Source organism: Pseudomonas sp. TMW22090 (genome assembly GCF_022496665.1).
Lineage (GTDB): Bacteria > Pseudomonadota > Gammaproteobacteria > Pseudomonadales > Pseudomonadaceae > Aquipseudomonas > Aquipseudomonas gregormendelii.
In genome coordinates, this window is the sequence record NZ_SCFH01000001.1 from 483220 (window position 1) to 507286 (window position 24067).

Here is a 24067-nt window from a genome sequence, read left to right on the forward strand (position 1 = left end):
GTGAGGGCCTATCTACCCATAGAGACTAATGTCTCATAAGTGAGACTCTGCAATCCCCAAAGCGACCATCTTCTTGTACAACGTCGACCGCCCCAACCCCAGCAGCACCGCCGCATCAATGACCTTGCCGCTACATTGCGCCAGGGCTGATTCAATCAGTTGTCGATCAAAACGCTCCCGCGCCTGGCTGAACGTCTCATGCGCGGCTGTCACGATCACCGGTGGCGCCGCCCGCTCCACCGGGGTCAACGTGCCGATTGCCGCCCGTATTTCCTCGGCATCGAGGATCAGATCATCACTGAGCAATGCCGCCCGCTCCAGCACATTGCGCAGTTCGCGAATGTTGCCCGGCCAGGCGTGTTGCGCCAACAGCGCCAGGGCCTCGTGGTTGAGTTCATGCTGGCTGCGCAGCTCTTCAAGGATCGCCTCGCTCAGGGCTGGCAGGTCGCCTGGGCGATCACGCAACGGCGGCACATGGATCGGCAAGACATTGAGGCGGTAATACAGGTCGGCACGAAACTCGCCGCGCTTGATCGCCGCTTCCAGATCCGTGGAAGTCGCCGCGATGACGCGCACGTCGCTCTGGATCATTTCGTTGGAGCCCACTGGCTCGAACTCCTTCTCCTGAAGCACGCGCAGCAACTTGCTCTGCAAGGGCAGGGGCATATCGCCTATCTCGTCGAGGAACAGCGTGCCTCCTTGCGCCAATTGCAGCTTGCCGATGCGACCCTTGCGATCTGCGCCGGTGAACGCACCGGGTGCGGTGCCGAAGAACTCGGCTTCCAGCAGTGCTTCGGGGATGGCCGCGCTGTTGATGCTGACAAAGGCTTTGTGGGCCCGGGGTGATGCGCCGTGGATCGCCTGGGCAAGTAGCTCCTTGCCGGTGCCGGTTTCGCCGAGCAGTAACACCGGAGAATCGGCGCTGGCACCGCGTCGTGCACGGCGCTTGACTTCGAGAGTCGCGGTGCTGGTGCCGATAAAGTGGGCAAAGTTGTATTTGCTCTGGCGTGCCCGCAGCAGCGAGCGGGTCGAGGCCAGTTCCTCTTGCATGCTCATGTAGCGCTTGAGCATGGGCGAGAGGCTGCGTAACTCGTCGAACAGCGCAAAGCCGATCGCTCCGATCACCACACCGGTGTCGTCATGGATCGGCAGGCGCATGACCACCAGCGGCTCCTTGGGGGTGTCCTGCATATCGAGCAGGATCGGCCGGCCAGTGCGCACCACCTCGCGCAGCAGACTGCCGGGGATGACGCTTTCGCATGGCTTGCCAATCGCCACTTCAGCCGATTCCAGGCCAAAGCGGCGGGCGTAGCGCTCGTTCATCCAGACGATGTTGGCATCGCGGTCGACGATGACCGTGCCTTCGCTCGATTGCTCGATGATCTCGAACAGCGAGCGGATCGCCAGCAGGCGCACGCGCTGGTAGTCCTTGAGACTTTCGGTGGTGTTCATGATGCCGGCACGCCAAGCAACGCCGCTGCCAGCAACTCCTTGGTATACGGATGCTGCGGCGAATCGAACACCTCATGGCTGGCCCCGCGCTCCACCACCTTGCCGTCCTTGATCACGATCATATCGTGGGCCAGCGCGCGAACGACGGCCAGGTCGTGGCTGATGAACAGGTACGTCAGGCCATGTTTTTCCTGGAGCTGACGCAGCAGGGCGACCACTTGTTTTTGCACGGTACGGTCCAGTGCCGAGGTCGGCTCGTCCAGCAGGATCAGCGCCGGCTTCAGCACCAGCGCCCGGGCAATGGCGATACGTTGGCGCTGGCCGCCTGAGAACTCGTGGGGATAACGATGGCGGCTTTGCGGGTCCAGGCCGACTTCTTCCAGCGCCCGGATCACCTCGGCCTGGCATTCATCAGCGCTCAGTTGGCTATGCACTTCGAGCCCTTCGCTGATGATCTGCGCCACCGACATACGAGGGCTCAGGCTGCCGAAGGGGTCCTGGAACACCACCTGCATTTTCTTGCGCCACGGCCTTAGCTGTTTTTGCGTGAGACCGTCCAGCGCCGCGCCCTGAAAGCGGATGCTGCCTTCTGAGTCGAGCAGGCGCAGGATCGCCTGGCCCAATGTCGACTTGCCCGAACCGGACTCGCCGACAATGCCCAGGGTCTTGCCCCGTTGAATGTTCAGGCTGATGCCATCGACGGCATGCAGGTAGGTCTTGCGCTGGAACAGCCCGCTACCGAGCAGGAACTTGACGTTCAAGTCATCGACTTCCAGCACATTCTCGCGCTCGTCCCGGGGCAATGCTTCGCCTTCCGGCTCGGCATTCAACAAGACGCAGCTGTAGGGGTGTTTCGGTTCGTTGAACAGGGTTTCGCAGGGCGCCTGTTCGACGATCTCCCCGGCCTTCATCACGCACACGCGCTGGGCGATGCTGCGCACCAGGTTCAAATCGTGGCTGATCAGCAACAGGGACATGCCCAGGCGCTGCTGCAGGGATTTGAGCAGTAGCAGAATCTTGCGCTGCACCGTGACGTCGAGCGCGGTGGTGGGCTCGTCAGCGATCAGCAGTTGCGGTTCGCAGGCCAGGGCCATGGCGATCATCACCCTTTGCCGTTGCCCCCCGGACAGTTGATGCGGGTAGGCCTTGAGCCGCTCCGCAGGTTTTTGAATGCCCACCAGGTGCAGAAGCTCGAGGATGCGTGCCTGGGCCGGTTTGCCGGTCAGGCCCTTGTGCAGCAGGAGCGTTTCGCCGATCTGCTTCTCGATGCTGTGCAGGGGATTGAGCGACGTCATCGGCTCCTGGAAGATCATCGCGATCCGGTTGCCGCGCAATTCGCGCAGCACCTTGGGGTCGGCGCCGAGCAGCTCTTTGCCATGATAGCGGATGCTGCCGGTGGTATCGGTGCCGGTCTCGGGCAGCAGTTGCAGGATCGAATGCGCGGTCACCGATTTGCCGGAGCCGGACTCGCCTACCAGTGCCAGGCATTCGCCGGGGCGAATGTCCAGGCACAGATTGCGCACCACAGTCTGGCCGCTGAAGGCCACGCAGAGGTCACGGATTTCGATCAGGTTACTCATATCAACGGTCCGTCATTCAAGATCGCGGATCAAAAGCATCGCGCAATGCCTCACCGATAAAAACCAGCAAGGAAAGAATCAGTGCCAGGGTGAAAAACGCCGTCAGCCCAAGCCAGGGTGCCTGCAGGTTCTGTTTGCCCTGGCCAATCAGTTCGCCCAGGGATGCACTCCCGGCGGGCATGCCAAAACCGAGGAAGTCCAGGGCCGTCAGTGTTGAGATGGCGCCGGTCAGGATAAACGGCAGATAGCTCAATGTCGCATTCATGGCGTTAGGCAAGATGTGCCGCACGATCACCTTTCGATCGGTCAGCCCCAGCGCTCGCGCAGCCTTGACGTATTCCAGGTTGCGCCCGCGCAGGAACTCGGCACGCACCACGTCCACCAGGGCCAGCCAGGAGAACAGCGCCATGATCCCCAGCAGCCACCAGAAATTGGGCTCGACGAACCCCGAGAGAATGATCAGCAGGTACAGCACCGGCAACCCGGACCACACCTCCAGCAAGCGCTGACCGAGCAAGTCGACCCAACCGCCGTAATAACCTTGCAAGGCGCCGGCGGCAATGCCGATGAACGCACTGACCACGGTCAACATCAAGGCGAACAGAATCGACACCCGCGCACCGAAAATCACCCGGGCCAACACATCGCGAGCCTGGTCGTCAGTGCCCAGCCAGTTCTCGCTCGAAGGCGGGCTGGGGGCGGGTTTGCTCAGGTCGTAGTTAGGGGTGTCCGCGCTGAAGGGAATGGGCGGGAACAGCATCCAGCCGCCATCTTTTTCAATCAGCTTCTGCACATAGTCGCTGCGGTAATCAGCCTGGAATGGCAGTTGCCCACCGAACTCCTGTTCGGTGTGGCGCTTGAAGGCCGGGAAATACAGTTCGCCCTGGTAGCTGACCACCAGCGGTTTGTCATTGGCGATCAGTTCGCCGCCCAGGGTCAGCAGGAACAGACCGATGAACAGCCATAACGACCACCAGCCGCGACGATTTTTGCGAAAGCGTTCGAAGCGCCGACGACCCAACGGCGAGAGCTTGAACATCAGGCGTTCCTCGCGGCGAAGTCGATACGCGGGTCGACCAGGGTGTAGCAGAGGTCGCCAATCAGTTTGATCAGCAGGCCAAACAGCGTGAAGATGAACAGGGAGCCGAAGACCACCGGGTAGTCCCTCGAGACGGCGGCTTCGTAACTCATGCGGCCCAGGCCATCGAGGGAGAAGATCACCTCGATCAGCAATGAGCCGGCGAAGAACACGCTGATGAACGCCTGGGGAATGCCCGAAACCACCAGCAACATGGCGTTGCGAAACACATGGCCGTACAGCACCCGGCGTTCGCTCATGCCCTTGGCGCGTGCGGTGACCACGTATTGGCGGGTGATTTCGTTGAGAAAGGAGTTTTTGGTCAGGATGGTCAGGGTGGCGAACCCGCCAATGACCAGCGCCGTGACCGGTAGCACCAGGTGCCAGAAGTAGTCGGCGATCTTGCCCACGGTGGACAGCGATTCGAAGTTGTCCGAGACCAGGCCCCGCACCGGAAACCAGTTCAGTGAGGTGCCACCGGCGAACATGACGATCAGGAACATCGCGAACAGGAACGCCGGCATCGCATAGCCGATGATGATCGCGGTGCTGCTCCAGATATCGAATGGGCTGCCGTGGTGCACCGCCTTGCGGATGCCCAGCGGGATCGACACCAGGTAGGTGATGAGCGTGGCCCAGAGGCCCAGGGAAATGGTCACCGGCATCTTTTCCAGGATCAGGTCGGTGACCGTGGCGCCGCGGAAAAAGCTCTTGCCGAAGTCCAGTCGTGCATAGCTGGTGAGCATCAGCCATAGCCGCTCATGGGCCGGTTTGTCGAAACCGTACTGTTTTTCAATTTCCTTGATCAATTGCGGGTCTAACCCGCGACTGGCCCGGGAACTGCCCGACGGTGCATCGCCGGAACCGCCGCCGACACTCGCGCCGCCGATGCCTTGCAGGTGCGCAATGGCCTGTTCGACCGGGCCGCCAGGTGCGGCCTGAACGATGACGAAGTTGACCAGCAGAATGATCACCAGGGTTGGAATGATCAGCAGCAGACGCCGTAACGTATAAGCCCACATCAATGCGGCCCTCCGGGTTTGCTGCGGCTGATGCGCTCGGCGGTCATCTGTTGGTTGGTCAGGGGCGTGGTGCTCATTTCCCACCAGCTTTCGATGGCTTCGTCATTGCTCGCCTGCTCGTTGGGCATGCCGAAACGGTTCCACCAGACGGTGGAAGTGCCCGGCGGGTAATAGTTGGGAATCCAGTAGTAGTTCCACTGCAGCACCCGGTCCAGGGCGTGGGCGTAGCGCAGCATGTCGGCCTTGGTCGAGGCGCGTATCAGGCCGCTCACCAAACTGTCCACCGCAGGGTTCTTGAGCACCATGTAGTTGTTGGCGCCCGGGTCGTTGGCCGAGGCCGAGCCGAAATAGTTGAGCAGCTCGCCACCGGGCGACGTAGTGACCGGGTAACCGGTGACGATCATGTCGTAGTCACGGCTCATGAGACGGTTGACGTACTGGGAGGCATCGATGCGGCGGATGTTCAGGTCGATGCCGATCTGCTTCAGCGTGCGCTTGTAAGGCAGCAGCAAGCGGTCAATGCCGTTCTGGCTGACCAGGAAGGTGAAGCTCAGCGGCTTGCCTTCGGCATTCACCAGTTGATCGCCCTCGGGTTTCCAGCCGGCCTGCTCAAGCAGCGCCAGGGCCTGCAGCTGTTTGTCGCGGATGACCCCGCTGCCATCGGTTTTCGGCGCTTCGAACACCTGGGTGAACACCTCGTCGGGTATCTGCCCGCGCAACGGCTCGAGTATCGCCAGTTCCGCAGCGTCCGGCAGATGCCGGGCGGCGAGTTCGGTGTTGGAAAAGAAGCTCTGCTGGCGGATGTACAGGTTGCGCATCATCTGCCGGTTGCTCCATTCGAAATCCCAGAGCATGGCCAGTGCCTGGCGGGTGCGCCGATCCTGGAACATCGGGTTTTGCAAATTGAACACGAAACCCTGGCTCGGTTGCGGTGCCTGGGTCGCCAGGTGGGCTTTTTGCAAGCGGCCGTCGCGCAGGGCGGGGCTGTCATAACCAATGGAGTAACCCGTGGCGGAGAACTCGCGGTTGTAGTCATAGGCGCCGCCGCGCAGCACCTGCCGCGCCACGTCGGTATCACCAAAATACTCGATGCTGAAATGGTCGAAATTGTACAGCCCACGGCTCACCGGCAAGTCCTTGCCCCACCAGTCGGGGTTGCGTTCGAACGTGATGCTGCGCCCGGCATCGACTTTGCCGACCCTGTAGGGGCCACTGCCCAGGGGTGCCTCGTAGCCGCCACCACCCGCGAAGTCGCGAGTCTTCCACCAGTGCTCGGGAAACACCGGCAGGGTAGCGATGTCCAGGGGCAGGGTGCGGTTCTCGTTACTCTTGAAATCGAACCGAACCGTCAGCGGCGATTCGATCTCCACCCCTTTGACGTCGGCGAACTGGCTGCGATAGCGCAGGCTGCCCTGGGTCATCAGCAGGTCGAAGGTATAGCGCACGTCTTCGGCAGTGATGGGCGTGCCATCGGCGAAACGCGCTTTCGGGTTCAGGTAGAAGCGCAGGGACAGGCCGTCATCCGAGCGTTCCATTTGTTGCGCCACCAGGCCATACACGGTGTAGGGCTCATCCATCGAGCGCTGGGCCAGGGGCGAGTAGAGCATGCCGTCGATCTGCGTGACACCGATGCCTTTGTCAATGTAGGGCAGCATGTGATCGAAGTGACCGATCTCGACCGCCGAACGGCGCAAGGTGCCGCCTTTTGGGGCCAGGGGATTGGTGTAGGCAAAGTGGCTGAAGCCGGCAGGATACTTGGCCGGTTCGCCGTATACGGTCAGCGCATGTTGCGGTGCTGCATTCACACCGGCGGCGCCAAACAACAGGGCCACGGCAGTGAATAACACAGTAGGGAAAGCCAGTCGCATTGTCAGCCTTAGAGCCGGGCGGTCGATAACCGTAATTTGTACGCTAGCGGCGCATCCCTCGCCAGCCGAATTGATCGTCCCATACACGACGGCCCACCAAAGGGCGGGCCGTCGTGGTGAAAGCTGCGCGGACTGATCAGTCCTGGCGGCTGGTCACTTCCAGCAGGTGATAGCCAAACTGGGTCTTGACCGGGCCTTGCACCGTGTTGATCGGTGCGCTGAACACTACAGTGTCAAATTCCTTGACCATCTGGCCCGGGCCGAACGAACCGAGGTCGCCACCCTGGCGGCTGGAAGGGCAAGTGGAGTTGGCTTTGGCGACTTCGGCGAAGTCTGCGCCGCCCTCGATCTGGGTTTTCAGTTCGTTGCACTTGGCTTCGCTGGCAACGAGGATGTGACGGGCAGTAGCTTTAGGCATGGGAAAAACTCCAATCAATGTTCAGTAAAGTGGTGAGCCTACCGGACTCAGTGGCCCAATTCTTCTCAAAGTTCCATCGTTTCTATGAGGCGGTCTTGCGCAGGCAATCCGCCAGTTCGGAGCGGTGGTCAGATTCGTTACGGCGAAAATGGGTGTGTAGGCATGAAAGAGGCAGGATCAAAAGATCGCAGCCTCGTTTCACTCGACAGCTCCTACTCAGCGCCTACTCAGCCCCTACGCAGCTTTTGCGCCGCCTCGCGCAGCAATTGCTCGGTTGCACTCCAACCCAGGCACCCATCCGTGACCGAGACGCCATAACGCAGTACCGCGCCCAGTGGCTGGCAGCCTTCGAATAAATGGCTCTCGATCATCATGCCAATCAGCGAGCGGTCGCCTTGCAGGCGTTGTTCGAGCACATCATTGAACACAGCCGGTTGCCGTAGCGGATCCTTTGCGCTGTTGGCGTGGCTGCAGTCGACCATGATCCGGGTCGGGATCCTCAAGCGACTGAGGTCACTGTTCACCTGGGCCACGCTGGCGCGATCGTAATTCGGGCCGCTATGGCCCCCGCGCAACACCAGATGAGTGTCCGGATTGCCCGGGGTCTGGATGATTGCCGGGTGCCCCTGGCTGTCAACGCCGAAATGGCGGTGCGGGTGGGCGGCTGAGCGCATCGCGTCGCTGGCGACGCCGACGCCGCCATCGGTGCCGTTCTTGAAACCGACCGGCATGCTCAGGCCGCTGGCCATTTCCCGGTGTATCTGCGACTCAGTGGTCCGCGCGCCTATGGCCACCCAACTCAGCAGGTCTTCGAAGTAGCCTGCCGCCATCGGTTGCAGCAACTCGGTGGCGACCGGCAAACCGAGCCGAAGCATTTCGCGCATCAATTCCCGCGACAGCGCCAGGCCGCCGGCCATGTCGTCGCTGCCATCGAGTTCCGGATCGTAGGCCAGGCCTTTCCAGCCAACGGTCGTACGGGGTTTTTCGACGTAGGCGCGCATGACCAGCAGCATCTCGTCACTGACTTCCGTGGCGAGACGTGCAAGGTTCGCGGCGTATTCGAGGGCTGATTGCGGGTCGTGGATCGAGCAGGGACCGACGATCACCAGCAAACGGGAGTCTTCACCGTTGAGGATCGCCCGGACCGCGTCGCGATGGGCGGCGACTTGCTGCGTCAGGGTGTGGCTGAGGGGCAATTGCTGCTTGAGTTGCAACGAGCTTGGCAGGCGCAGGGTCAGCGCTTCGTTGGCAGGGCTCAGGGTGGACAGCGGCATGGCGGAGACGGACGAGTTCATATTCAGGCTTCCTGGACGAGGGGCGGGTTCGTTCCCGCGCGCTCGGCCCTACTGGGGTGTTCGACAATTAGCCGGATTGGCTGCGTGTGTGTGCTTGCCACCTGTGGGTGACCGATCGGAGGCGGCAGGCTGTCCCGAGCGGAGGCTGGTAAATCGCCAGGCGGTAAAAGTGTCGTAACGGTAATAAGTGGCGTAGTTCATTGGGTAACCCTCGTGGTGTCTGGAGTGACGCTAAAAATGTATGGAGCTGAAAAAACAAAACCCCCGGTCGGGAGGCCGACCGGGGGTTGAGAAATCTCTGGTGGCGACCCGTTTCAAGTGGGCGCCGTGTGGGTATCAGGCGCGCCAGTGGCTAAACCAATACCCAAAATAAAAGCTGACCGGAGCGCACGTGTCATTCACCCGGGCAGCCGCAACCGAGCGCAGGGCGCTGGTGGTGCGAAGCTGTGAAAGGGTGTTGAACATGGTCTGTCTCCGATGGATGCCCGGAGCTTACTAGAGGCGGGCAGGCGGTTTCAATCAGAAATTGCGCGCCGCCTCAGGATTCGCTGAAACGCGCAGGCGACAAGCCTCCCAAGACGTATTGAAACTTTTTAGTTGGCGCTTGGCGCTAGGTCTGGGAGTCGCTTTTTGCTAAGGTGTCCGGCAACCAACAAGACCATTGCGTGAGGTGTCTGCTTGATTAGGGTGCTAGTAGTCGATGACCATGATCTTGTTCGTACAGGCATTACACGAATGCTGGCTGACATCGATGGCCTGCAAGTAGTCGGCCAGGCCGAGTCAGGGGAAGAGTCCCTGCTCAAGGCGCGCGAGTTGAAACCCGATGTGGTCCTCATGGACGTCAAGATGCCCGGTATCGGCGGCCTGGAAGCCACGCGCAAGCTGTTGCGCAGCCATCCCGACATCAAGGTGGTCGCGGTGACCGTGTGCGAGGAAGATCCGTTTCCTACCCGGTTGTTGCAGGCCGGGGCGGCGGGGTACCTGACCAAGGGTGCCGGGCTGCCGGAAATGGTCCAGGCCATCCGCCTGGTGTTTGCCGGGCAGCGCTACATCAGTCCGCAAATTGCCCAGCAACTGGCGATCAAATCGTTCCAGCCCACCAGCGATTCACCGTTCGACGCCTTGTCCGAGCGGGAAATCCAGATTGCGCTGATGATTGTCGGGTGCCAGAAGGTGCAGATCATCTCCGATAAATTGTGCCTGTCCCCGAAAACCGTCAACACCTACCGATACCGCATTTTCGAAAAGCTTTCGATCAGCAGTGACGTCGAGCTGACGCTGTTGGCGGTTCGTCACGGCATGGTCGATGCCAGCCTCTGAAATGACTGAAACTTTCGATCCCAGCGCTTTTCTGTCCACGGTCAGTGGACGCCCCGGTGTCTATCGCATGTTCGACAGCGATGCGCGCCTGCTCTACGTCGGCAAAGCCAAGAACCTCAAGAGTCGGCTGTCGAGCTACTTTCGCAAGTCGGGGCTCGCACCAAAGACGGCCGCGCTGGTCGCGCGTATTGCCCAGGTCGAGACGACCATCACGGCCAACGAAACCGAGGCGCTGTTGCTCGAGCAGACGTTGATCAAGGAATGGCGACCGCCCTACAACATCCTGATGCGCGACGATAAGTCCTATCCGTATGTGTTCCTTTCGGATGGCCAGTTTCCAAGGCTCAGCATTCATCGCGGCGCAAAAAAGGCCAAGGGCAAGTACTTCGGTCCTTACCCCAGTGCCGGCGCCATCCGCGAAAGCCTGAGCCTGCTGCAGAAGACTTTTTTTGTTCGCCAGTGTGAAGACAGCTACTACAAGAACCGTACGCGACCGTGCCTGCAGTACCAGATCAAGCGCTGCAAGGCGCCGTGTGTCGGCCTGGTGGAGCCCGAAGTGTATGCCGAAGACGTCAGGCACTCGGTCATGTTCCTGGAGGGGCGCAGCAATGCGTTGACCGATGAATTGTCCGCGGGCATGGAAGAAGCCGCGATCAATCTGGAATTCGAGCGCGCCGCTGAGCTGCGCGACCAGATCTCCCTGCTGCGCCGTGTTCAGGACCAGCAGAGCATGGAAGGCGGGACCGGTGACGTGGACGTCATCGCCGCGTTCGTCAACCCGGGCGGTGCTTGCGTGCACCTGATCAGCGTGCGCGGAGGCCGGGTCCTGGGCAGCAAGAATTTCTTTCCGCAGGTGGGTATCGACGAAGACGTTTCAGAAGTCATGGCGGCTTTTCTCGGGCACTACTTCATCAGCAGTCCCGAGCGCGACTTGCCCAGCGAATTGATCGTCAACGTGGTTCACGAAGACTTTCCGACATTGATCGCCGCCATTGAAGAGCTGCGTGGTCGTGAGTTGTCCATCAGTCATCGGGTGCGTGGCACCCGAGCACGCTGGCAGCAATTGGCGGTCACCAACGCCGAACAGGCCCTGGGCGCACGGCTGGCCAATCGGCAACATGTTGCAGCACGTTTCGATGCCTTGGCAGAAGTACTGAACCTGGACGAGCCGCCGCAACGCCTGGAGTGCTACGACATCAGCCACTCCAGCGGCGAAGCGACCGTGGCGTCTTGCGTGGTGTTCGGCCCCGAAGGGCCGATCAAGTCCGACTACCGACGCTACAACATTGAAGGCGTGACTGCAGGCGATGACTACGCGGCCATGCACCAGGCCCTGACCCGGCGCTTCAGCAAGCTGAAGGACGGGGACGGCAAGCTGCCGGACATCCTGCTGGTGGACGGGGGCAAGGGCCAGCTCTCCATGGCCAGGGACGTGCTCAACGAACTGGCGGTGCCCGACCTCATCCTGTTGGGCGTGGCCAAGGGCGCAACCCGCAAGGCCGGGTTTGAAACCCTGTATCTCAACGATGCGGCCCATGAGTTCACCCTGCGCGGCGATTCACCCGCGCTGCACCTTATCCAGCAGATTCGTGACGAAGCCCACCGGTTTGCCATTACCGGTCACCGTGCCCGACGTGGTAAAACCCGTCGGACATCTACGCTGGAAGGCGTAGCCGGAGTCGGGCCAACCCGTCGTCGTGATTTGTTGAAACATTTTGGTGGATTGCAGGAGCTGTCTCGTGCCAGCATCGAAGAGATCGCCAAAGCACCCGGAATCAGTAAAAAGCTCGCAGAGTTGATTTATGCAAATCTGCACAGCGAGTAGAATGCCACCTCACCTCGTAGCCAGTTGTGCCGATGAATATCCCTAATCTGATTACCGTTCTACGCGTCCTGCTCATCCCGATCTTTATTTTGCTGTTCTACCTGCCTTACCAGTGGAGCTATATGGCCTCCGCGTCGGTGTTCGCATTTGCCGCCGCGACGGACTGGCTGGACGGGTATCTGGCCCGCCGTCTGGAGCAAAGCACACCGTTCGGGGCGTTTCTCGATCCCGTGGCCGACAAGCTGATGGTCGCCGTCGCGCTGGTGCTGCTGGTGCAAGAGCATGGCAACCTGTGGCTCACGCTGCCGGCGGCCGTGATTATCGGTCGTGAAATTGTCGTTTCGGCATTGCGCGAGTGGATGGCTGAACTCGGCGCCCGCGCACATGTGGCGGTGTCGAACCTGGGCAAGTGGAAAACCGCCGCGCAAATGCTCGCGCTGGTGATCCTGCTGGCCAATCCATCGGATTTCACCTTCTGGGTGCTGGTGGGTTACGCGCTGTTGCTGGTATCTGCCGGCCTGACTTTGTGGTCGATGGTCCAGTACCTGCGGGCTGCCTGGCCACATCTGAAGACCGAGGTTGAAAAGAAATAAAACTTTTTTGAATCAAGGGGTTGACGGGGCTTCTGGATTCTATAGAATGCGCCACACCAAGACGCGGGAATAGCTCAGTTGGTAGAGCACGACCTTGCCAAGGTCGGGGTCGCGAGTTCGAGTCTCGTTTCCCGCTCCAAGTTTGTACACATTTGATGTTGCGCTACACGACACCAAATGTTTTGAGGCCGAGTAGCAAAATGGTTATGCAGTGGATTGCAAATCCACCTACGCCGGTTCGATTCCGACCTCGGCCTCCACTATTAAAAAACCCGTAACTCAGTGAGTTACGGGTTTTTTTTTGCTTCGGGAAAGTGCGGTGGTTGAGCGTATCAGCCTTCCACACCGCTCTTATGACTCGCCGCCCCCATGGGCAAGACCGGCGGCTGGCTGGGCAGCTTCCTTCTGTCGAGGAATATGACCCGCAGCCAGTGGGTCATTGGAAGCTCCACCAAGCGGTAAATACCGATTGCCACGATGCAGCACAGAACGATGCTTACGGGCGTCATCAGATAGGCGAGGGCGCCAGGCTCGTCGAAAACATGGAACACCTTGTTGAAGACCTTCAGTACGTACGGGTGGAACAGATACAGGGAGTAACTGGCATCGCCGATCAATACCACCCACCCAGGCAAATTCAGCCCCGACAACCCGTGCACCAGTGTGAGAAATACAACTGCAGCCGGGATACCCCAGGCGAGCCCGCGTCCCAGCCAGTGGGTCAAGTCGACGGCAAAGGGCATGTACACCAGAGCCACCAGGCCGATCAGGATGAGCACAGTGCGCGCGGCGTTAGTCGTGCCGTCGGCACGCCACGGGGCGGTGCGGGCGTAGAAAGCGTAGCAGCCCATGCCAAGGACGAACTCGGCGAGGATCTGCTGGGTGTAGAACTGGGCCACTAGCGCGTCAAACGCCACCAGGTGGCCCGCCACCACCAATGCCAGAAGCAGGGCCGAGCAAATAAGCAGGCGGTAACGGTGGCTGATGGCCATGGAAATGGCGAACAAGGCATAAAAGAACATTTCGTAGTTCAGAGTCCAGCCCAAGTACAACAGCGGCTGAACGTACTCGCCTTTCTGGTACGGAATGAAGAACAGCGATTTAAGCAGCCCGACGCTATCGGCTGTAGTGTTGTCGAGCAAGCTCGGCAACAACAAGGCAACTGCGAATACACCGAAGGTGCCGAGCCAATACAACGGAACGACACGGATAATTCTTTTAATAAAAAAGTGGCTGCCTGATTTAGCGGTGACCATGGCCATGATAAAACCGCTGATGACAAAAAAGATATCAACGCCCCAGTCGCCATTGCGAAACAAAGGAATATGAAAAAACACCACGGCGAGTGCTGCGATAGCGCGCAGCATTTGAACGCTTTCGAGCTTGTCGGTTGGAGCCTGCAGCGAGGAATTCATGGCGAGACCCTGATCAGTGTGGCTCGGAAGGTGGCGTCGAATAAGAGGGGAAGGCGATATGGCTGGCGCAGTCTAATAATACAAATACGCTTGGCCGTAATACGTGCAAAGCAAACATGCGAAAAGCCGAGCGTTAAACAGTGCATAGCATCGAGTTGCCATAGACAACACGCCAACATGGCGGCTAATGATAGTTACCATTTTCAGGTGACGGCTTAACCAAATCGCGCGGCGTGATAACACGTTAGCAGCGCTCTTTGAAAGAGCAAGGCGGTTTGTGGAGTGGTGACGAATGGACGATCGACTCAATAATGACGCCAGAAAATAATCTTCAGAACTCAATACCTCAATAATGAGCGGTAAGTGCTACATCGGTGTTTCATAAGCAGCCACTGTGCAATTTATGCCAGCCGGTGCTTTTTGGCGGAATCAGCCGGGGGTGGAGCACGCATTGGAACCGTTGCGGGTCTCCCTCGCCAGCGCGCGACTGCACCTGCTGCTCGAGTATTGCGCCGTAGATCCATGATTTGCCAAGAGATTTAACCAGCAAGATTGCAAGATTTAGTCTCGAAAAAGAGGCTTGTGAACTTGCTTCACACGTTCGGGATGTATATATTCCCACCTCTGCTGCACAAGCGTCGGATCTGCCAGGAATGACTGGTGAAATTCAGGCTGCTTGACCGCGCTACCGCCCGAATGGCGAAACTGGTAGACGCATGGGACTTAAAATCCCCCGCTCGTAAGGGCGTGCCGGTTCGATTCCGGCTTCGGGCACCACATATATCAAGGGCTTGCATGAGATACTTCATGCAAGCCTTTTTTGTTGCGCCTCCATAAACCTTTGCCTTTTGCGTGAGGGTCGATGGTCCAGACCGGGCGAAATGAATCCGCTACTTGGCTTTCCAGCTGCCACCGCCGCTCTCGCAGTCGATCTTCGATTGCCGCAGATTCTCGGCTCCGTAATAGAAGGTGCTGATTTTCGCATTGTCAGGGATGTTAATGGACTGGCTGTCCTTGTCCTTGCTGGTTGATTGCGGGTTGGCCAGGGATTCCTGGGTGAGGGTTGCAAGGCAGGTGGCCTGGTAGTGATCGCCACACTGCTGGACCTTCTTCTTGGTGCTGGTCAGCATTTCCCGGCTTTCATTGCTGCAGGACCAGTCGATGGCATCTACCGGCATGCCTTCGTATTCATAACAGGTGTGGGATTCGACCACCGGCACGGAAGGGCTCTGTGATCTTGTGGTGACGTCGCATCCTTGGGCTACCACCATGCCTGGGCTCAGGCAGGCGAGCAAAAGCAGGAGTTTACTGTTCATCGGGATTTCCTCTCCGAAGCGCCCCAGGGTCAATTCGGGGGCATATGGAGTTTGAAAAGCGCTGAACGGCCTCGTTCCATTGGATTGGGCGCCTACTGAATCCCGGGCAAAAAAATGACCCGCATGCGGGCGGGCCAAGGGGATTCGTCAAAGGAGTGAAGCCACTGTAGGGCACTCGATGTGAAAGGGACGTGAAAAGAGCGGCGCAAGGCCTAGCGGATAAAAAGAGGTCAATTTCAATCAGGCAAGGACGCATCCGGTGACGGTGACGTCGCCGTTAATGCGTCCTGAATCAGAACAGCGCTTGCATCGGGGCGTCCAGTGCTTACTACCTGAAGCGCGGCAGCGGCCTGTCAACCGGTTGCAGTGAGGACAGGGTGTTGCGGATGAGCGGCGTGTCTTTTTCAATGTCATTGAGCCGATCGCGGATTCGCAGGGCAGTTGGGTGCCCGCCTTGATGATCGACCCAGTCGGCAATTTCCTTGCACGCAGCCGCCAGTCGCGCCTGGCGTGAATCAAGCAGGGTAAGCAGGGTGGTGATGGACTCTTTTTCGGACATGACACACCTCCGTTCAAGAAACCTGGTAGATGACAGCAAACAACCCGCAAGGTGCGAGCAGGCTGTCGATGGGTAAGCCGCTCCGTCAGCGCTTCAAGTATAGACCCGTACTTCAGCCCTGTCGGACCGTCACACGGGACCTGTCATTGAGACGCTGACATTCACGGCGCGCGTCTTCTTCCAAATCGAATCCGTCGCCGATGAAGCCGCGGGTGCGGGTGTCTGTCACCCTGTACCAGACCGAGGCATCGGGTGGCGCATGGCTGACTTCACCGGCTCGGCGTCCGTGGATGATGATCTTGTTGCACCGCTTGACGACGAATATGTCTTCCATGGCTCCACCGCTGCAGATTCTTGTTCACATCAACTATAGAAGCCATTTGCAATCGTGCAAAAAATCCGCAGGGCCAAAGCTCTGCGGGTGCGGCATATTCGGTGCCAGCAACCAGCCCTGCGGGTGCCATTTGAGGAGGTGGGTCGGCGCCAGTGCGGCGAGGAAATGTGCGTCATGGGAGGCTGCGACAATGGCGCCGGGAAAATTCTGCAGGGCTGTCTCAAAAGCTTCTACGGACTCAAGGTCAAGGTGATTGGTAGGCTCATCGAGCAGTAGTAACTGCGCAGGCGTCTTGCGCCAGCACGCGATGGCGATGGCGGCCTTCAGGCGCTCGCCGCCGCTCAGCGAACAACTGGGTCGCGTGACTCGGTCGGCATTCAGGTTTAAGTGCGCCAAGTGGTTACGCAGCCTGTCTTCTGGTATCGGGGTATCGAGCGCATGCAGTTGTTCGAGCACGCAGCGCTGGTCATCGAGTAATGCCAGGTGCTGATCGAGCAAGACGCACGGGACGTGGGTCAGGCACTGGCCACGGCGCGGGGCGATGTGCCCGGCCAGCGTGCGCAACAGGGTGGTTTTACCGCAACCGTTGGGCCCGCTGACGGCAATGCGTACCGGGCCTGCGATGGCCAAGGTCAGGCCGGCCGCCGCTCCTACAGCGGCGTGGCCCATGTCATCCACTGCGTATTGGGTCGTTCCGGGGTTGTCCAGGTGCACATCGACCAGTGTCAGTACCTGGCGACCGGCCGGCACCCGGCTGCCGAGCAAGTTGACCAGGAGACTTTCCTGGACCACAACGTTGGCGCTGGCATCGCGTACCCTGGCCGCCAGGCCGTCTTTGCGCGCTTGATGCGCCTGGCGGACCGGACCCATGGCATCCCTGGCCGCGCTCTTGATTTTTCCCCGTTCGAAGCCCGAGACGTTGGCGATGCCCGCTTTTCTTCGGGTAGAGGCAGCATGTCGCTGCACAGCGTCATGCTCGCGCTGCAGGCGGCTGGTCTCGCGTTTGCGCTCGGCACGGGCCTGATCGAGCTTTGCGCTTGCCGCAGCTTGGTCAAGCTCTCGCTTCGCCTGAAACTCGCGATAATTACCGCCAAAGAGCCTGGCGCCGAGTGGGCTGATTTCGACGATTCGGGCAAAACGGCTCAGCAGGTGCCGATCATGGCTGACCACGATCAGGCCACCGCGCCACTGTGCGAACTGATTCATCAGCCAACTACGCCCTTGGTCGTCCAGGTGGTTGGTGGGCTCATCCAGGACGATCAGTTGTGCCTCACGCAGAAACGCGCCGATCAGCCCGATCCGCGCCCGCTGGCCCCCGCTCAAGGTTTGGGTGGGCGTATCCGGGTTGACGTGGCAAAGCCCCGCCTCGTCGAGTCGCCTGCGCAGGCGGGCAGCCAGGTCCCAGCGCCCGGCCAGGGCTTGCAGGTCCGCCTCGTCGAAGTGCCCAAGCTCGACTCTGGCCAACGCTTGCAACACTTCACGGGTGCCAGTGGCATCGGCGACAGTGTGTCCCGGCGCATCGGTAAACGATTGCGCCACATAGGCCACCTGACCCTGAACCGTCAGGGTGCCCGAGCAGGGTTGCAGCTGTCCGGCAATCAGTCGCGCCAGCACGCTCTTGCCACTGCCGTTGCGACCGACGATGGCCGTGTGGACGTGATCAAAGCTTAAATTGAGATCGTGAAAAACTGTCTCGCCATCGGCGAATTGAAAGCCCAGTTGGTTCAGGGAAACGAGTGCAGGCAGACGCGTGACGTGAGTCATCGGCACCTCCGGAAAATGTCGAGAAGATCAACAAGCGCCATGGGCGGCTTGTCGCGAACACATTTCTGGAAGGCTTAGTTGTTCACGTCAAAGGTCAACCTGAGAGAGCGGAGGTGGCTAGCCTACTCGCCCTTCGAGGGTTATCGCAAGTCGGCGTTCTGCGTTGCTTCGACCATTTTTTCCAGGAACATGGCCAATCCGACTTCCTCGGCTCGCAGCCCCTTGCGGGTTCTGGGTCTCGGCAGTTCAGCCAGGGCGCCGAGGAGAAAATGCTCCAGTACTGCCGGATGGATGTAGCACTTACGGCACACCGCCGGGGTATTGCCCAGTTGTTTGGCGACATTTTTCACCATTTCAACCACGTGGCGCTTGGCGTCCGATTCCGGCTCCCAGTGCAATTCGCGCAACACCGACAACGCCAGCGCGCTGCCGGCCCAGGTGCGGTAATCCTTGGCGGTGAAGTCGGCGCCGGTGAGCGTTTGCAGATAGGCGTTTACGTCTGAAGAACTCACCGTGCGGCGCTCACCGTTTTCGTCCAGATACTGGAACAGGTTCTGTCCGGGTATCTCCAGGCAGCGCTTGATTATTCGCGCCAGGCGCCGGTCCTTGACGGTGATCTGATGCTCTACGCCGCTCTTGCCGCGGAACTGGAACAGGATCGCACTGCCGTTGACTTCAACATGGCGGCTGCGCAGGGTCGTCAGGCCGTAGGAGCGGTTGTCCCGGGCGTATTGAGTGTTACCGACGCGGATCAGTGTCGCGTCAAGCAAGGTGATTACGGTGGCCATGACCTTGTCACGGCTGAAGCCGGGAGCCTCGAGCAATGCTTCAAGTTGCTTGCGTAACTTGGGCAAAGCCAGGCCGAAATCTCTGAGGCGTGAGTATTTGTCGGCGTCGCGTACTTCACGCCAGCGCGCATGATAACGATACTGCTTGCGACCCCGTGCATCACGTCCGGTGGCCTGCAGATGGCCGCGTGGATCGGCGCAGATCCACACGTCGGTGTAGGCCGGCGGCACCGCGAGGGCATTGATGCGTTTGACCTCGTCCGGATCGGTGATGCGCTGGCCGGTCGAGTCGAAGTAGCAGAACTTGCCGCGTAGTTTCCGGCGGGTGATTCCAGGTTGCGTGTCATCGACATAGTGCAGATCGGGAGGCAACGCAACGGGCAGATCGGTATCGGGCATGGCGGTAGTCCTGGCTTGCAATCAATTGGCCGTTACAGCGATTGACCGCACGCAATCGCAGTGGTGCCGGCGAATTTAAGCCAGCACCGCCACCGCCTTGATCTGCGCCCACAATTGCTGGCCGGGATGCACACCCAACTGGTCCCGGGAGTAACGCGTGATGCGCGCCAGCAGCGGCGTGCCACCGGCTTCCAGGCGTATCAAAACGTGAGCGGCATTGTCCGCGGGCATTTCACTGATCACCGTGACGGGCAGGCGATTGAGAATGCTGCTGTGCTCGGCGGCGTGCAGGCTCAGGCTGACATCTCGTGCCTGCACCTTGCACCGCAGCGCCTGGCCCAGGGTCATTGGCGAGTGCGCTACGCGAATGTTCATGTCGCAGGCGGGCAGTTGCAGTGTCAGCAACTGGTAGTGGGCATCGTAGGCGACAACCAGGCCCTCGATCACCACGCCTGCTTCGTCTCCCAACGCGAGCGGCAGGTCGAGACGCGCCAGGGTGGCGCCGATCGGTCCGCTGGCCAGGGCCTTGCCATCGCTTAGCAGAACAATATGGTCGGCCAGGCGCGACACTTCATCCTGTGAGTGGCTGACGTACAGGACGGGGATTTCCAGTTCGTCGTGCAGGCGCTGCAGGTACGGCAGGATCTCGTTCTTGCGCTGACTGTCGAGCGCCGCGAGTGGCTCGTCCATCAAAAGCAGCCGGGGACTGGTGAGCAATGCGCGGGCTATGCCGATGCGCTGGCGCTCGCCGCCCGACAGGTTCTGCGGATGTCGATCAAGCAGATGGCCAATGCCCAGCAGCTCGGTCGCGTGCGTCATGTCGACCCGCCGCTGGGAGGCGGGAATGCGCTTGAGGCCGAACTGCAGATTGGCCAGCACCGACAGATGCGGAAACAGGCTCGCTTCCTGGAACACATAGCCCAGGGCGCGCTTGTGTGCTGGCACGAAAACCCCCTTCGCGCTGTCTTGCCAGACTTCATCATTGACCTGGATAAAAGCCTGACCAGCCTTCTCCAGCCCGGCGATGCACCGCAGGCAGGTGGTCTTCCCGGAGCCGGAATGTCCGTACAGCGCCGTCACGCCACGGCCGGGCAATTGCAGATCGACGTCCAGGGCAAACCCCGGATAGTCCAGTTTCAAGCGCATATCAATCATCGATCAGCTCCAGCCCGCGCGGGTCTTGCGGCTGGAGTAGAGCGCCAGCAACACGGCAAACGAAAAGACCAGCATCGCCCCGGCCAGCCAATGGGCCTGGGCGTATTCCATCGCTTCGACATGGTCGTAGATTTGTACCGAGACCACCCGGGTTTTGTCCGGGATGTTGCCGCCGATCATCAGTACGACTCCGAACTCGCCGACCGTATGGGCAAAGCCGAGAATGGCTGCCGTGATGAAACCGGGACGTGCCAGGGGCAGGATTACGCTGAAAAAAGTGTCCCAGGGATTGGCCCGCAGCGTCGCAGCCACTTCCAGTGGCCGCGTACCGATAGCGGCAAAAGCATTTTGCAGGGGTTGCACCACGAATGGCATGGAATAGAGCACCGAGCCAATCACCAGGCCGGCAAAACTGAAGGTCAGGGTGCCGAGCCCGAGTGATTGGGTGAGCTGGCCGACAACACCGTGGGGGCCCAGCGCGATCAACAGGTAAAAACCAATCACCGTAGGGGGCAAGACCAGGGGCAGGGCGACGATCGCCCCGACCGGACCGCGTAGCCAGGAGGTGGTACGCGACAGCCACAACGCGATCGGAGTGCCGATCACCAACAGGATGACCGTCGTCAGCGACGCCAGTTTCAGGGTCAGCCAGATGGCGGCAAAATCGGCACTGGTCAGGCTCATTTAAAGTTGATAACCGTAGGATTTGATAACGGCAGCGGCTTTCGGCCCCTTGAGGTAGTCAACCAGCGCCTTGGCGGCTGGATTGTCCTTGCCCTTGTTGAGGATCACCGCGTCCTGCTTGATCGGGTCATGCATGTCCGCCGGAACGATCCAGGCCGAGCCGCCGGACACTTTGCCGTCTTTGTAAACCTGCGACAAGGCGACGAAACCGAGCTCGGCGTTGCCGGTGGACACAAATTGGTAAGCCTGGGTGATGTTCTGGCCTTCGACGATCCTGGCTTTGACTTGATCGGTCAGGCCCAGCCGGGCCAGCACTTGGGTAGCCGCCAGCCCGTACGGCGCAGCTTTCGGGTTGGCGATGGCCAGATGCTGATACTGGTTATCGCTAAGGACTTTGCCCTGGCTGTCGACGTATCCGTCCTTGGCCGACCAAAGCGCCAGGGTGCCAATGGCGTAGGTGAAACGTGAGCCCTTGACGGTATCGCCCTCGTTTTCAAGCTTCTGCGGCGTGCTGTCATCGGCTGACAGGAACACTTCGAAGGGCGCGCCATTCTTTATCTGGGCGTAGAACTGGCCGGTGGCGCCGTAGGCAGCTATCAGCTTGTGACCGGTGTCTTTCTCGAAATCGGCAGCGATCGCCTGGAGGGGGGCGGTGAAATTGGCCGCGACCGCGACCTGGACTTCGTCGGCCTGGGCCGATCCAGCCGTGCAGACAGCCAGCAGGCTCATAAGGGCAGCAGGGGCAAAACGTGAGGCGCGAGGGGTCATGAACGGCTCCGTGACGGGCAGGTACAGCAGTGGGTACTAAACGCTATGTAGCGAAATATATAGCGAAATACCTGCAAACGGAACTCGATTGTATACATGTTGCCGAGAAGGATTCCCGTAGGCGCCTTCGCCAGCTCCTACAGAGTGAGGCGGCTCAGGTCTAGTGGATCAGCTTCGCCAACCCTTCCTCTGCCAGTTTGCGGGTCAGTTCTGCCGTGCTCAGCTCCTTCCCGAGGGGAAACGCCTGCCCTGCCCAGAAGTTACTGAAGTCGGCTTCTCCCTTGGCACGCAGTGGCAACAACGCGCCCCCGGCAAGCGGAAAGGCCGGGGCCTTGTCACTCATTGGCCCCAGCTCGCGCATCACTCGATTGAGAATGCCCCGTGCCGGGCGGCCGGTGAAAAGATTGGTCACGGCCGTGTCACTTTCCCTGGCGGTGCGCAGCGCCTTGTGATGAGAGGCGCTGACCTTGGCTTCCGGGGTGAACAGGTAGGCGGTACCGACCTGCACCGCGCTCGCTCCCAGCATGAACGCAGCCGCCACGCCACGGGCGTCACTGATGCCGCCTGCGGCAATCACCGGGATTTTCACGGCATCGACTATCTGCGGCACAAGGGCGAATGTACCCACCTGGCTACTCAGGTCGTCGCTGAGGAACATGCCTCGATGCCCCCCCGCTTCATTGCCCATGGCAATGATCGCGTCGCAACCGTGCTGCTCCAGCCAGATCGCTTCTTCGACCGTAGTAGCGGACGACAGCACTTTTGCGCCGGTCGCCTTGACGCGGTCGAGCAGTGACTTTTCCGGCAGGCCAAAATGAAAGCTCACCACTTGCGGTCGCAGTGCCTCTACGACTTCGCAGGTGGCGTTATCAAACGGCGAGCGATTGGACACCGGCGTCGGCGCATCGAAATCCACGCCCAGTTCGCTGTAATAAGGCTCCAGCAGATTCTTCCAGTCCCGGGCACCTTGTTCGTCGGCCACGGGCGGTTGATGGCAGAAAAAATTCACGTTGATCGGGCGTTGGGTCTGCGCGCGAATGACCTTCAGTTCTTCGCGCAGTTGGTCGGTGCTCAACAGGGCTGCGGGCATGGACCCCAGGCCTCCGGCGTTGCTCGCCGCGATCACCATGGCCGCACCCGTCGCGCCAGCCATGGGCGCCTGGATGATCGGCAGCTCGATGCCAAGCAGGTCAAGAATGCGGGTATCTGGCCATTGACTCATTTTGGGGGCTCTCCGGCAGGTAGGCAGGGCAGGGGCAGTCGGGCTGGATTTGTACCAGCAATCGCGGCGCCAAGGCCAGTGCGGCCGCAGCGCTCATTTCAAACAAGTCTCACGTCCAACAGCCGTATCGGGGCGTGCTTCGCGCTCCAGCAACTCTCGCTTGCGCTCCACACCCCACCGATACCCCGACAGGTCGCCGTCACTGCGCACCACGCGATGACAAGGAATCGCCACTGCCAGATGATTTGCGCCACACGCCTGCGCTACCGCCCGGAAAGCTTTCGGGGCGCCGATCTGCCGGGCAATTTCAGCATAACTGGCGGTGCTACCCGGCGGAATATCCCGCAGCGCCTGCCATACCCGCTCCTGAAACGCCGTTCCGCGCACATCCAGGGGCAAATCCAGGCCCAGGGCCGGGGCTTCGATGAAGCCGACGACCTTGGCAATCAATTGCTCGAAGGCCTGATCAGCCCCCAGCAGATTGGCCTGACGAAACCGATCCTGCAGATCGCAGACCAACTGATGCGGGTCGTCCCCCAGCAGGATCGCGCACACCCCGCGCTCGCTTTGCGCCACGAGGATCGCGCCGAGTGAGCACTGGCCCACGGCAAAAAGAATGTCGTTGTTCTGGCCGGCGGCGCGGTAATCGGTCGGTTTCATGCCCAGTACATTATCCGCCGCTGCGTAGAAGCGGCTATTGGAGTTAAATCCGGCGTCGTAGAGCGCCTCAGTGACCGAGCCGCCATCGCCCAGGCGCTGGCGCATCTTGCGCGCGCGATGGGCGCAGGCGTAACCCTTGGGGGTCAGGCCAGTGATCGCCTTGAACACCCGATGGAAGTGAAAGCTGCTCATGCCTGCTGCCGAGGCGAGATCATTGAGCACCGGCACTTGCTCGGCGGTTTCTATTTGGCGGCACGCCGCTGCTACAGTCGCGGCATGCTGCGCGGCGAGATCACTTTGATCCTTCGCCGCCCTGTTGCTTGGGCGATATCCTGCTGCCTGGGCTTGCTCGGCAGTATCGAAGAACTGCACATTCTTTGGATTGGGCAAGCGCGCCAGGCTACTGGGGCGGCAATAGACCCCCGTGGTTTTCACCGCATAGACGAATTGCCCGTCTGCGCGCGGATCGCGCGCAACCACGGCAGCCCAGCGGGGATCGTCCTCGATGGCGCCAGTCGTCGAAGGAGTGGTCATGGCTTCACCTGCATGGAA

Annotated in this window: 21 protein-coding genes and 3 tRNA genes; 6 read left to right on the forward strand and 18 right to left on the reverse strand. The window is 60.3% G+C overall.

Annotated elements, in window-relative coordinates; genetic code table 11:
- Window positions 1-33: 33 nt before the first annotated feature.
- The 7 genes from EQV97_RS02260 to EQV97_RS02290 form a co-directional block, all read right to left on the reverse strand.
- The gene (locus tag EQV97_RS02260) at window positions 34-1452 is read right to left on the reverse strand and encodes a sigma 54-interacting transcriptional regulator (protein WP_122840624.1); all 1419 of its coding nucleotides are present in this window, start codon (window positions 1450-1452) and stop codon (window positions 34-36) included.
- A complete protein-coding gene (locus tag EQV97_RS02265; RefSeq protein ID WP_240888300.1) occupies window positions 1449-3032 on the reverse strand; it encodes an ABC transporter ATP-binding protein in 1584 nt (527 codons plus the stop codon). Before EQV97_RS02265 ends, EQV97_RS02260 begins: the two co-directional genes overlap by 4 nt.
- 16 nt (window positions 3033-3048) lie before the next feature.
- Window positions 3049-4071 carry an ABC transporter permease gene (locus EQV97_RS02270; protein ID WP_122840622.1) on the reverse strand — a complete coding sequence of 341 codons (1023 nt, stop codon included), beginning with the start codon at window positions 4069-4071 and terminating at the stop codon, window positions 3049-3051.
- On the reverse strand, window positions 4071-5132 hold the full coding sequence (locus tag EQV97_RS02275; RefSeq protein ID WP_225569932.1) for a microcin C ABC transporter permease YejB: 1062 nt from the start codon (window positions 5130-5132) through the stop codon (window positions 4071-4073). Before EQV97_RS02275 ends, EQV97_RS02270 begins: the two co-directional genes overlap by 1 nt.
- A complete protein-coding gene (locus EQV97_RS02280) occupies window positions 5132-7000 on the reverse strand; it encodes an extracellular solute-binding protein (RefSeq protein ID WP_122840620.1) in 1869 nt (622 codons plus the stop codon). The genes EQV97_RS02275 and EQV97_RS02280 overlap by 1 nt, the downstream gene beginning before the upstream one ends.
- A gap of 136 nt (window positions 7001-7136) precedes the next feature.
- Entirely contained in the window at window positions 7137-7418 is a 282-nt protein-coding gene (locus tag EQV97_RS02285) for a peptidylprolyl isomerase (RefSeq protein ID WP_045058291.1), read from the reverse strand.
- Between the two features lie 227 nt (window positions 7419-7645).
- Window positions 7646-8713: a 3-deoxy-7-phosphoheptulonate synthase gene (locus EQV97_RS02290; RefSeq protein WP_240888301.1), complete on the reverse strand. Its 1068-nt coding sequence runs from the start codon at window positions 8711-8713 to the stop codon at window positions 7646-7648.
- Between the two features lie 678 nt (window positions 8714-9391).
- On the opposite strand from EQV97_RS02290, the gene uvrY reads away from it, so the two are divergent.
- The 5 genes from uvrY to EQV97_RS02315 all read left to right on the forward strand — a co-directional run bounded on the left by uvrY (window position 9392) and on the right by EQV97_RS02315 (window position 12711).
- The gene (uvrY, locus tag EQV97_RS02295; protein WP_082069126.1) at window positions 9392-10033 is read left to right on the forward strand and encodes a UvrY/SirA/GacA family response regulator transcription factor; all 642 of its coding nucleotides are present in this window, start codon (window positions 9392-9394) and stop codon (window positions 10031-10033) included.
- A 1-nt stretch (window position 10034) separates the two neighbouring features.
- A complete protein-coding gene (uvrC, locus tag EQV97_RS02300; RefSeq protein WP_122840693.1) occupies window positions 10035-11858 on the forward strand; it encodes an excinuclease ABC subunit UvrC in 1824 nt (607 codons plus the stop codon).
- A 32-nt stretch (window positions 11859-11890) separates the two neighbouring features.
- Complete coding sequence (pgsA, locus tag EQV97_RS02305; RefSeq protein ID WP_122840618.1) at window positions 11891-12451, forward strand: CDP-diacylglycerol--glycerol-3-phosphate 3-phosphatidyltransferase; 561 nt, start codon at window positions 11891-11893, stop codon at window positions 12449-12451.
- 63 nt (window positions 12452-12514) lie between these two features.
- Window positions 12515-12590: transfer RNA gene (locus EQV97_RS02310), tRNA-Gly, on the forward strand.
- Between the two features lie 47 nt (window positions 12591-12637).
- A tRNA-Cys gene (locus EQV97_RS02315) sits at window positions 12638-12711 on the forward strand.
- Window positions 12712-12783: 72 nt separating this feature from the next.
- Here EQV97_RS02315 and EQV97_RS02320 read toward each other — a convergent pair.
- On the reverse strand, window positions 12784-13866 hold the full coding sequence (locus EQV97_RS02320) for an acyltransferase (RefSeq protein ID WP_122840617.1): 1083 nt from the start codon (window positions 13864-13866) through the stop codon (window positions 12784-12786).
- 690 nt (window positions 13867-14556) lie between these two features.
- Here EQV97_RS02320 and EQV97_RS02325 point away from each other — a divergent pair.
- A tRNA-Leu gene (locus EQV97_RS02325) sits at window positions 14557-14643 on the forward strand.
- Window positions 14644-14756: 113 nt separating this feature from the next.
- Here EQV97_RS02325 and EQV97_RS02330 read toward each other — a convergent pair.
- The 10 genes from EQV97_RS02330 to ada all read right to left on the reverse strand — a co-directional run bounded on the left by EQV97_RS02330 (window position 14757) and on the right by ada (window position 24049).
- Window positions 14757-15182, reverse strand: a complete 426-nt coding sequence (locus EQV97_RS02330) for a hypothetical protein (protein ID WP_122840616.1) — start codon at window positions 15180-15182, stop codon at window positions 14757-14759.
- A 328-nt stretch (window positions 15183-15510) separates the two neighbouring features.
- Entirely contained in the window at window positions 15511-15741 is a 231-nt protein-coding gene (locus tag EQV97_RS02335; RefSeq protein ID WP_046038414.1) for a hypothetical protein, read from the reverse strand.
- A gap of 112 nt (window positions 15742-15853) precedes the next feature.
- Window positions 15854-16075 carry a hypothetical protein gene (locus tag EQV97_RS02340; protein WP_045058297.1) on the reverse strand — a complete coding sequence of 74 codons (222 nt, stop codon included), beginning with the start codon at window positions 16073-16075 and terminating at the stop codon, window positions 15854-15856.
- A 33-nt stretch (window positions 16076-16108) separates the two neighbouring features.
- Entirely contained in the window at window positions 16109-17839 is a 1731-nt protein-coding gene (locus tag EQV97_RS02345; RefSeq protein WP_240888302.1) for an ABC-F family ATP-binding cassette domain-containing protein, read from the reverse strand.
- Window positions 17840-17979: 140 nt separating this feature from the next.
- A complete protein-coding gene (locus EQV97_RS02350) occupies window positions 17980-19026 on the reverse strand; it encodes a DNA topoisomerase IB (RefSeq protein WP_122840614.1) in 1047 nt (348 codons plus the stop codon).
- A 75-nt stretch (window positions 19027-19101) separates the two neighbouring features.
- A complete protein-coding gene (modC, locus tag EQV97_RS02355) occupies window positions 19102-20181 on the reverse strand; it encodes a molybdenum ABC transporter ATP-binding protein (RefSeq protein WP_122840613.1) in 1080 nt (359 codons plus the stop codon).
- Between the two features lie 3 nt (window positions 20182-20184).
- On the reverse strand, window positions 20185-20865 hold the full coding sequence (modB, locus tag EQV97_RS02360) for a molybdate ABC transporter permease subunit (RefSeq protein ID WP_122840612.1): 681 nt from the start codon (window positions 20863-20865) through the stop codon (window positions 20185-20187).
- A complete protein-coding gene (gene modA, locus EQV97_RS02365; protein ID WP_122840611.1) occupies window positions 20866-21633 on the reverse strand; it encodes a molybdate ABC transporter substrate-binding protein in 768 nt (255 codons plus the stop codon).
- 160 nt (window positions 21634-21793) lie between these two features.
- The gene (locus EQV97_RS02370) at window positions 21794-22855 is read right to left on the reverse strand and encodes a nitronate monooxygenase (RefSeq protein WP_240888303.1); all 1062 of its coding nucleotides are present in this window, start codon (window positions 22853-22855) and stop codon (window positions 21794-21796) included.
- A 93-nt stretch (window positions 22856-22948) separates the two neighbouring features.
- Window positions 22949-24049: a bifunctional DNA-binding transcriptional regulator/O6-methylguanine-DNA methyltransferase Ada gene (ada, locus tag EQV97_RS02375; protein ID WP_122840609.1), complete on the reverse strand. Its 1101-nt coding sequence runs from the start codon at window positions 24047-24049 to the stop codon at window positions 22949-22951.
- Window positions 24050-24067: the final 18 nt, after the last annotated feature.

Excerpts from the sequence above, each read along its gene's own strand:
- EQV97_RS02260 (WP_122840624.1), bottom strand. The coding sequence starts at position 1,452 with ATGAACACCACCGAAAGTCTCAAGGACTACCAGCGCGTGCGCCTGCTG.
- EQV97_RS02265 (WP_240888300.1), bottom strand. The coding sequence starts at position 3,032 with ATGAGTAACCTGATCGAAATCCGTGACCTCTGCGTGGCCTTCAGCGGC.
- EQV97_RS02270 (WP_122840622.1), bottom strand. The coding sequence starts at position 4,071 with ATGTTCAAGCTCTCGCCGTTGGGTCGTCGGCGCTTCGAACGCTTTCGC.
- EQV97_RS02275 (WP_225569932.1), bottom strand. The coding sequence starts at position 5,132 with ATGTGGGCTTATACGTTACGGCGTCTGCTGCTGATCATTCCAACCCTG.
- EQV97_RS02280 (WP_122840620.1), bottom strand. The coding sequence starts at position 7,000 with ATGCGACTGGCTTTCCCTACTGTGTTATTCACTGCCGTGGCCCTGTTG.
- EQV97_RS02285 (WP_045058291.1), bottom strand. The coding sequence starts at position 7,418 with ATGCCTAAAGCTACTGCCCGTCACATCCTCGTTGCCAGCGAAGCCAAG.
- EQV97_RS02290 (WP_240888301.1), bottom strand. The coding sequence starts at position 8,713 with ATGAACTCGTCCGTCTCCGCCATGCCGCTGTCCACCCTGAGCCCTGCC.
- uvrC (WP_122840693.1), top strand. The coding sequence starts at position 10,035 with ATGACTGAAACTTTCGATCCCAGCGCTTTTCTGTCCACGGTCAGTGGA.
- pgsA (WP_122840618.1), top strand. The coding sequence starts at position 11,891 with ATGAATATCCCTAATCTGATTACCGTTCTACGCGTCCTGCTCATCCCG.
- EQV97_RS02320 (WP_122840617.1), bottom strand. The coding sequence starts at position 13,866 with ATGAATTCCTCGCTGCAGGCTCCAACCGACAAGCTCGAAAGCGTTCAA.
- EQV97_RS02330 (WP_122840616.1), bottom strand. The coding sequence starts at position 15,182 with ATGAACAGTAAACTCCTGCTTTTGCTCGCCTGCCTGAGCCCAGGCATG.
- EQV97_RS02335 (WP_046038414.1), bottom strand. The coding sequence starts at position 15,741 with ATGTCCGAAAAAGAGTCCATCACCACCCTGCTTACCCTGCTTGATTCA.
- EQV97_RS02340 (WP_045058297.1), bottom strand. The coding sequence starts at position 16,075 with ATGGAAGACATATTCGTCGTCAAGCGGTGCAACAAGATCATCATCCAC.
- EQV97_RS02345 (WP_240888302.1), bottom strand. The coding sequence starts at position 17,839 with ATGACTCACGTCACGCGTCTGCCTGCACTCGTTTCCCTGAACCAACTG.
- EQV97_RS02350 (WP_122840614.1), bottom strand. The coding sequence starts at position 19,026 with ATGCCCGATACCGATCTGCCCGTTGCGTTGCCTCCCGATCTGCACTAT.
- modC (WP_122840613.1), bottom strand. The coding sequence starts at position 20,181 with ATGATTGATATGCGCTTGAAACTGGACTATCCGGGGTTTGCCCTGGAC.
- modB (WP_122840612.1), bottom strand. The coding sequence starts at position 20,865 with ATGAGCCTGACCAGTGCCGATTTTGCCGCCATCTGGCTGACCCTGAAA.
- modA (WP_122840611.1), bottom strand. The coding sequence starts at position 21,633 with ATGACCCCTCGCGCCTCACGTTTTGCCCCTGCTGCCCTTATGAGCCTG.
- EQV97_RS02370 (WP_240888303.1), bottom strand. The coding sequence starts at position 22,855 with ATGAGTCAATGGCCAGATACCCGCATTCTTGACCTGCTTGGCATCGAG.
- ada (WP_122840609.1), bottom strand. The coding sequence starts at position 24,049 with ATGACCACTCCTTCGACGACTGGCGCCATCGAGGACGATCCCCGCTGG.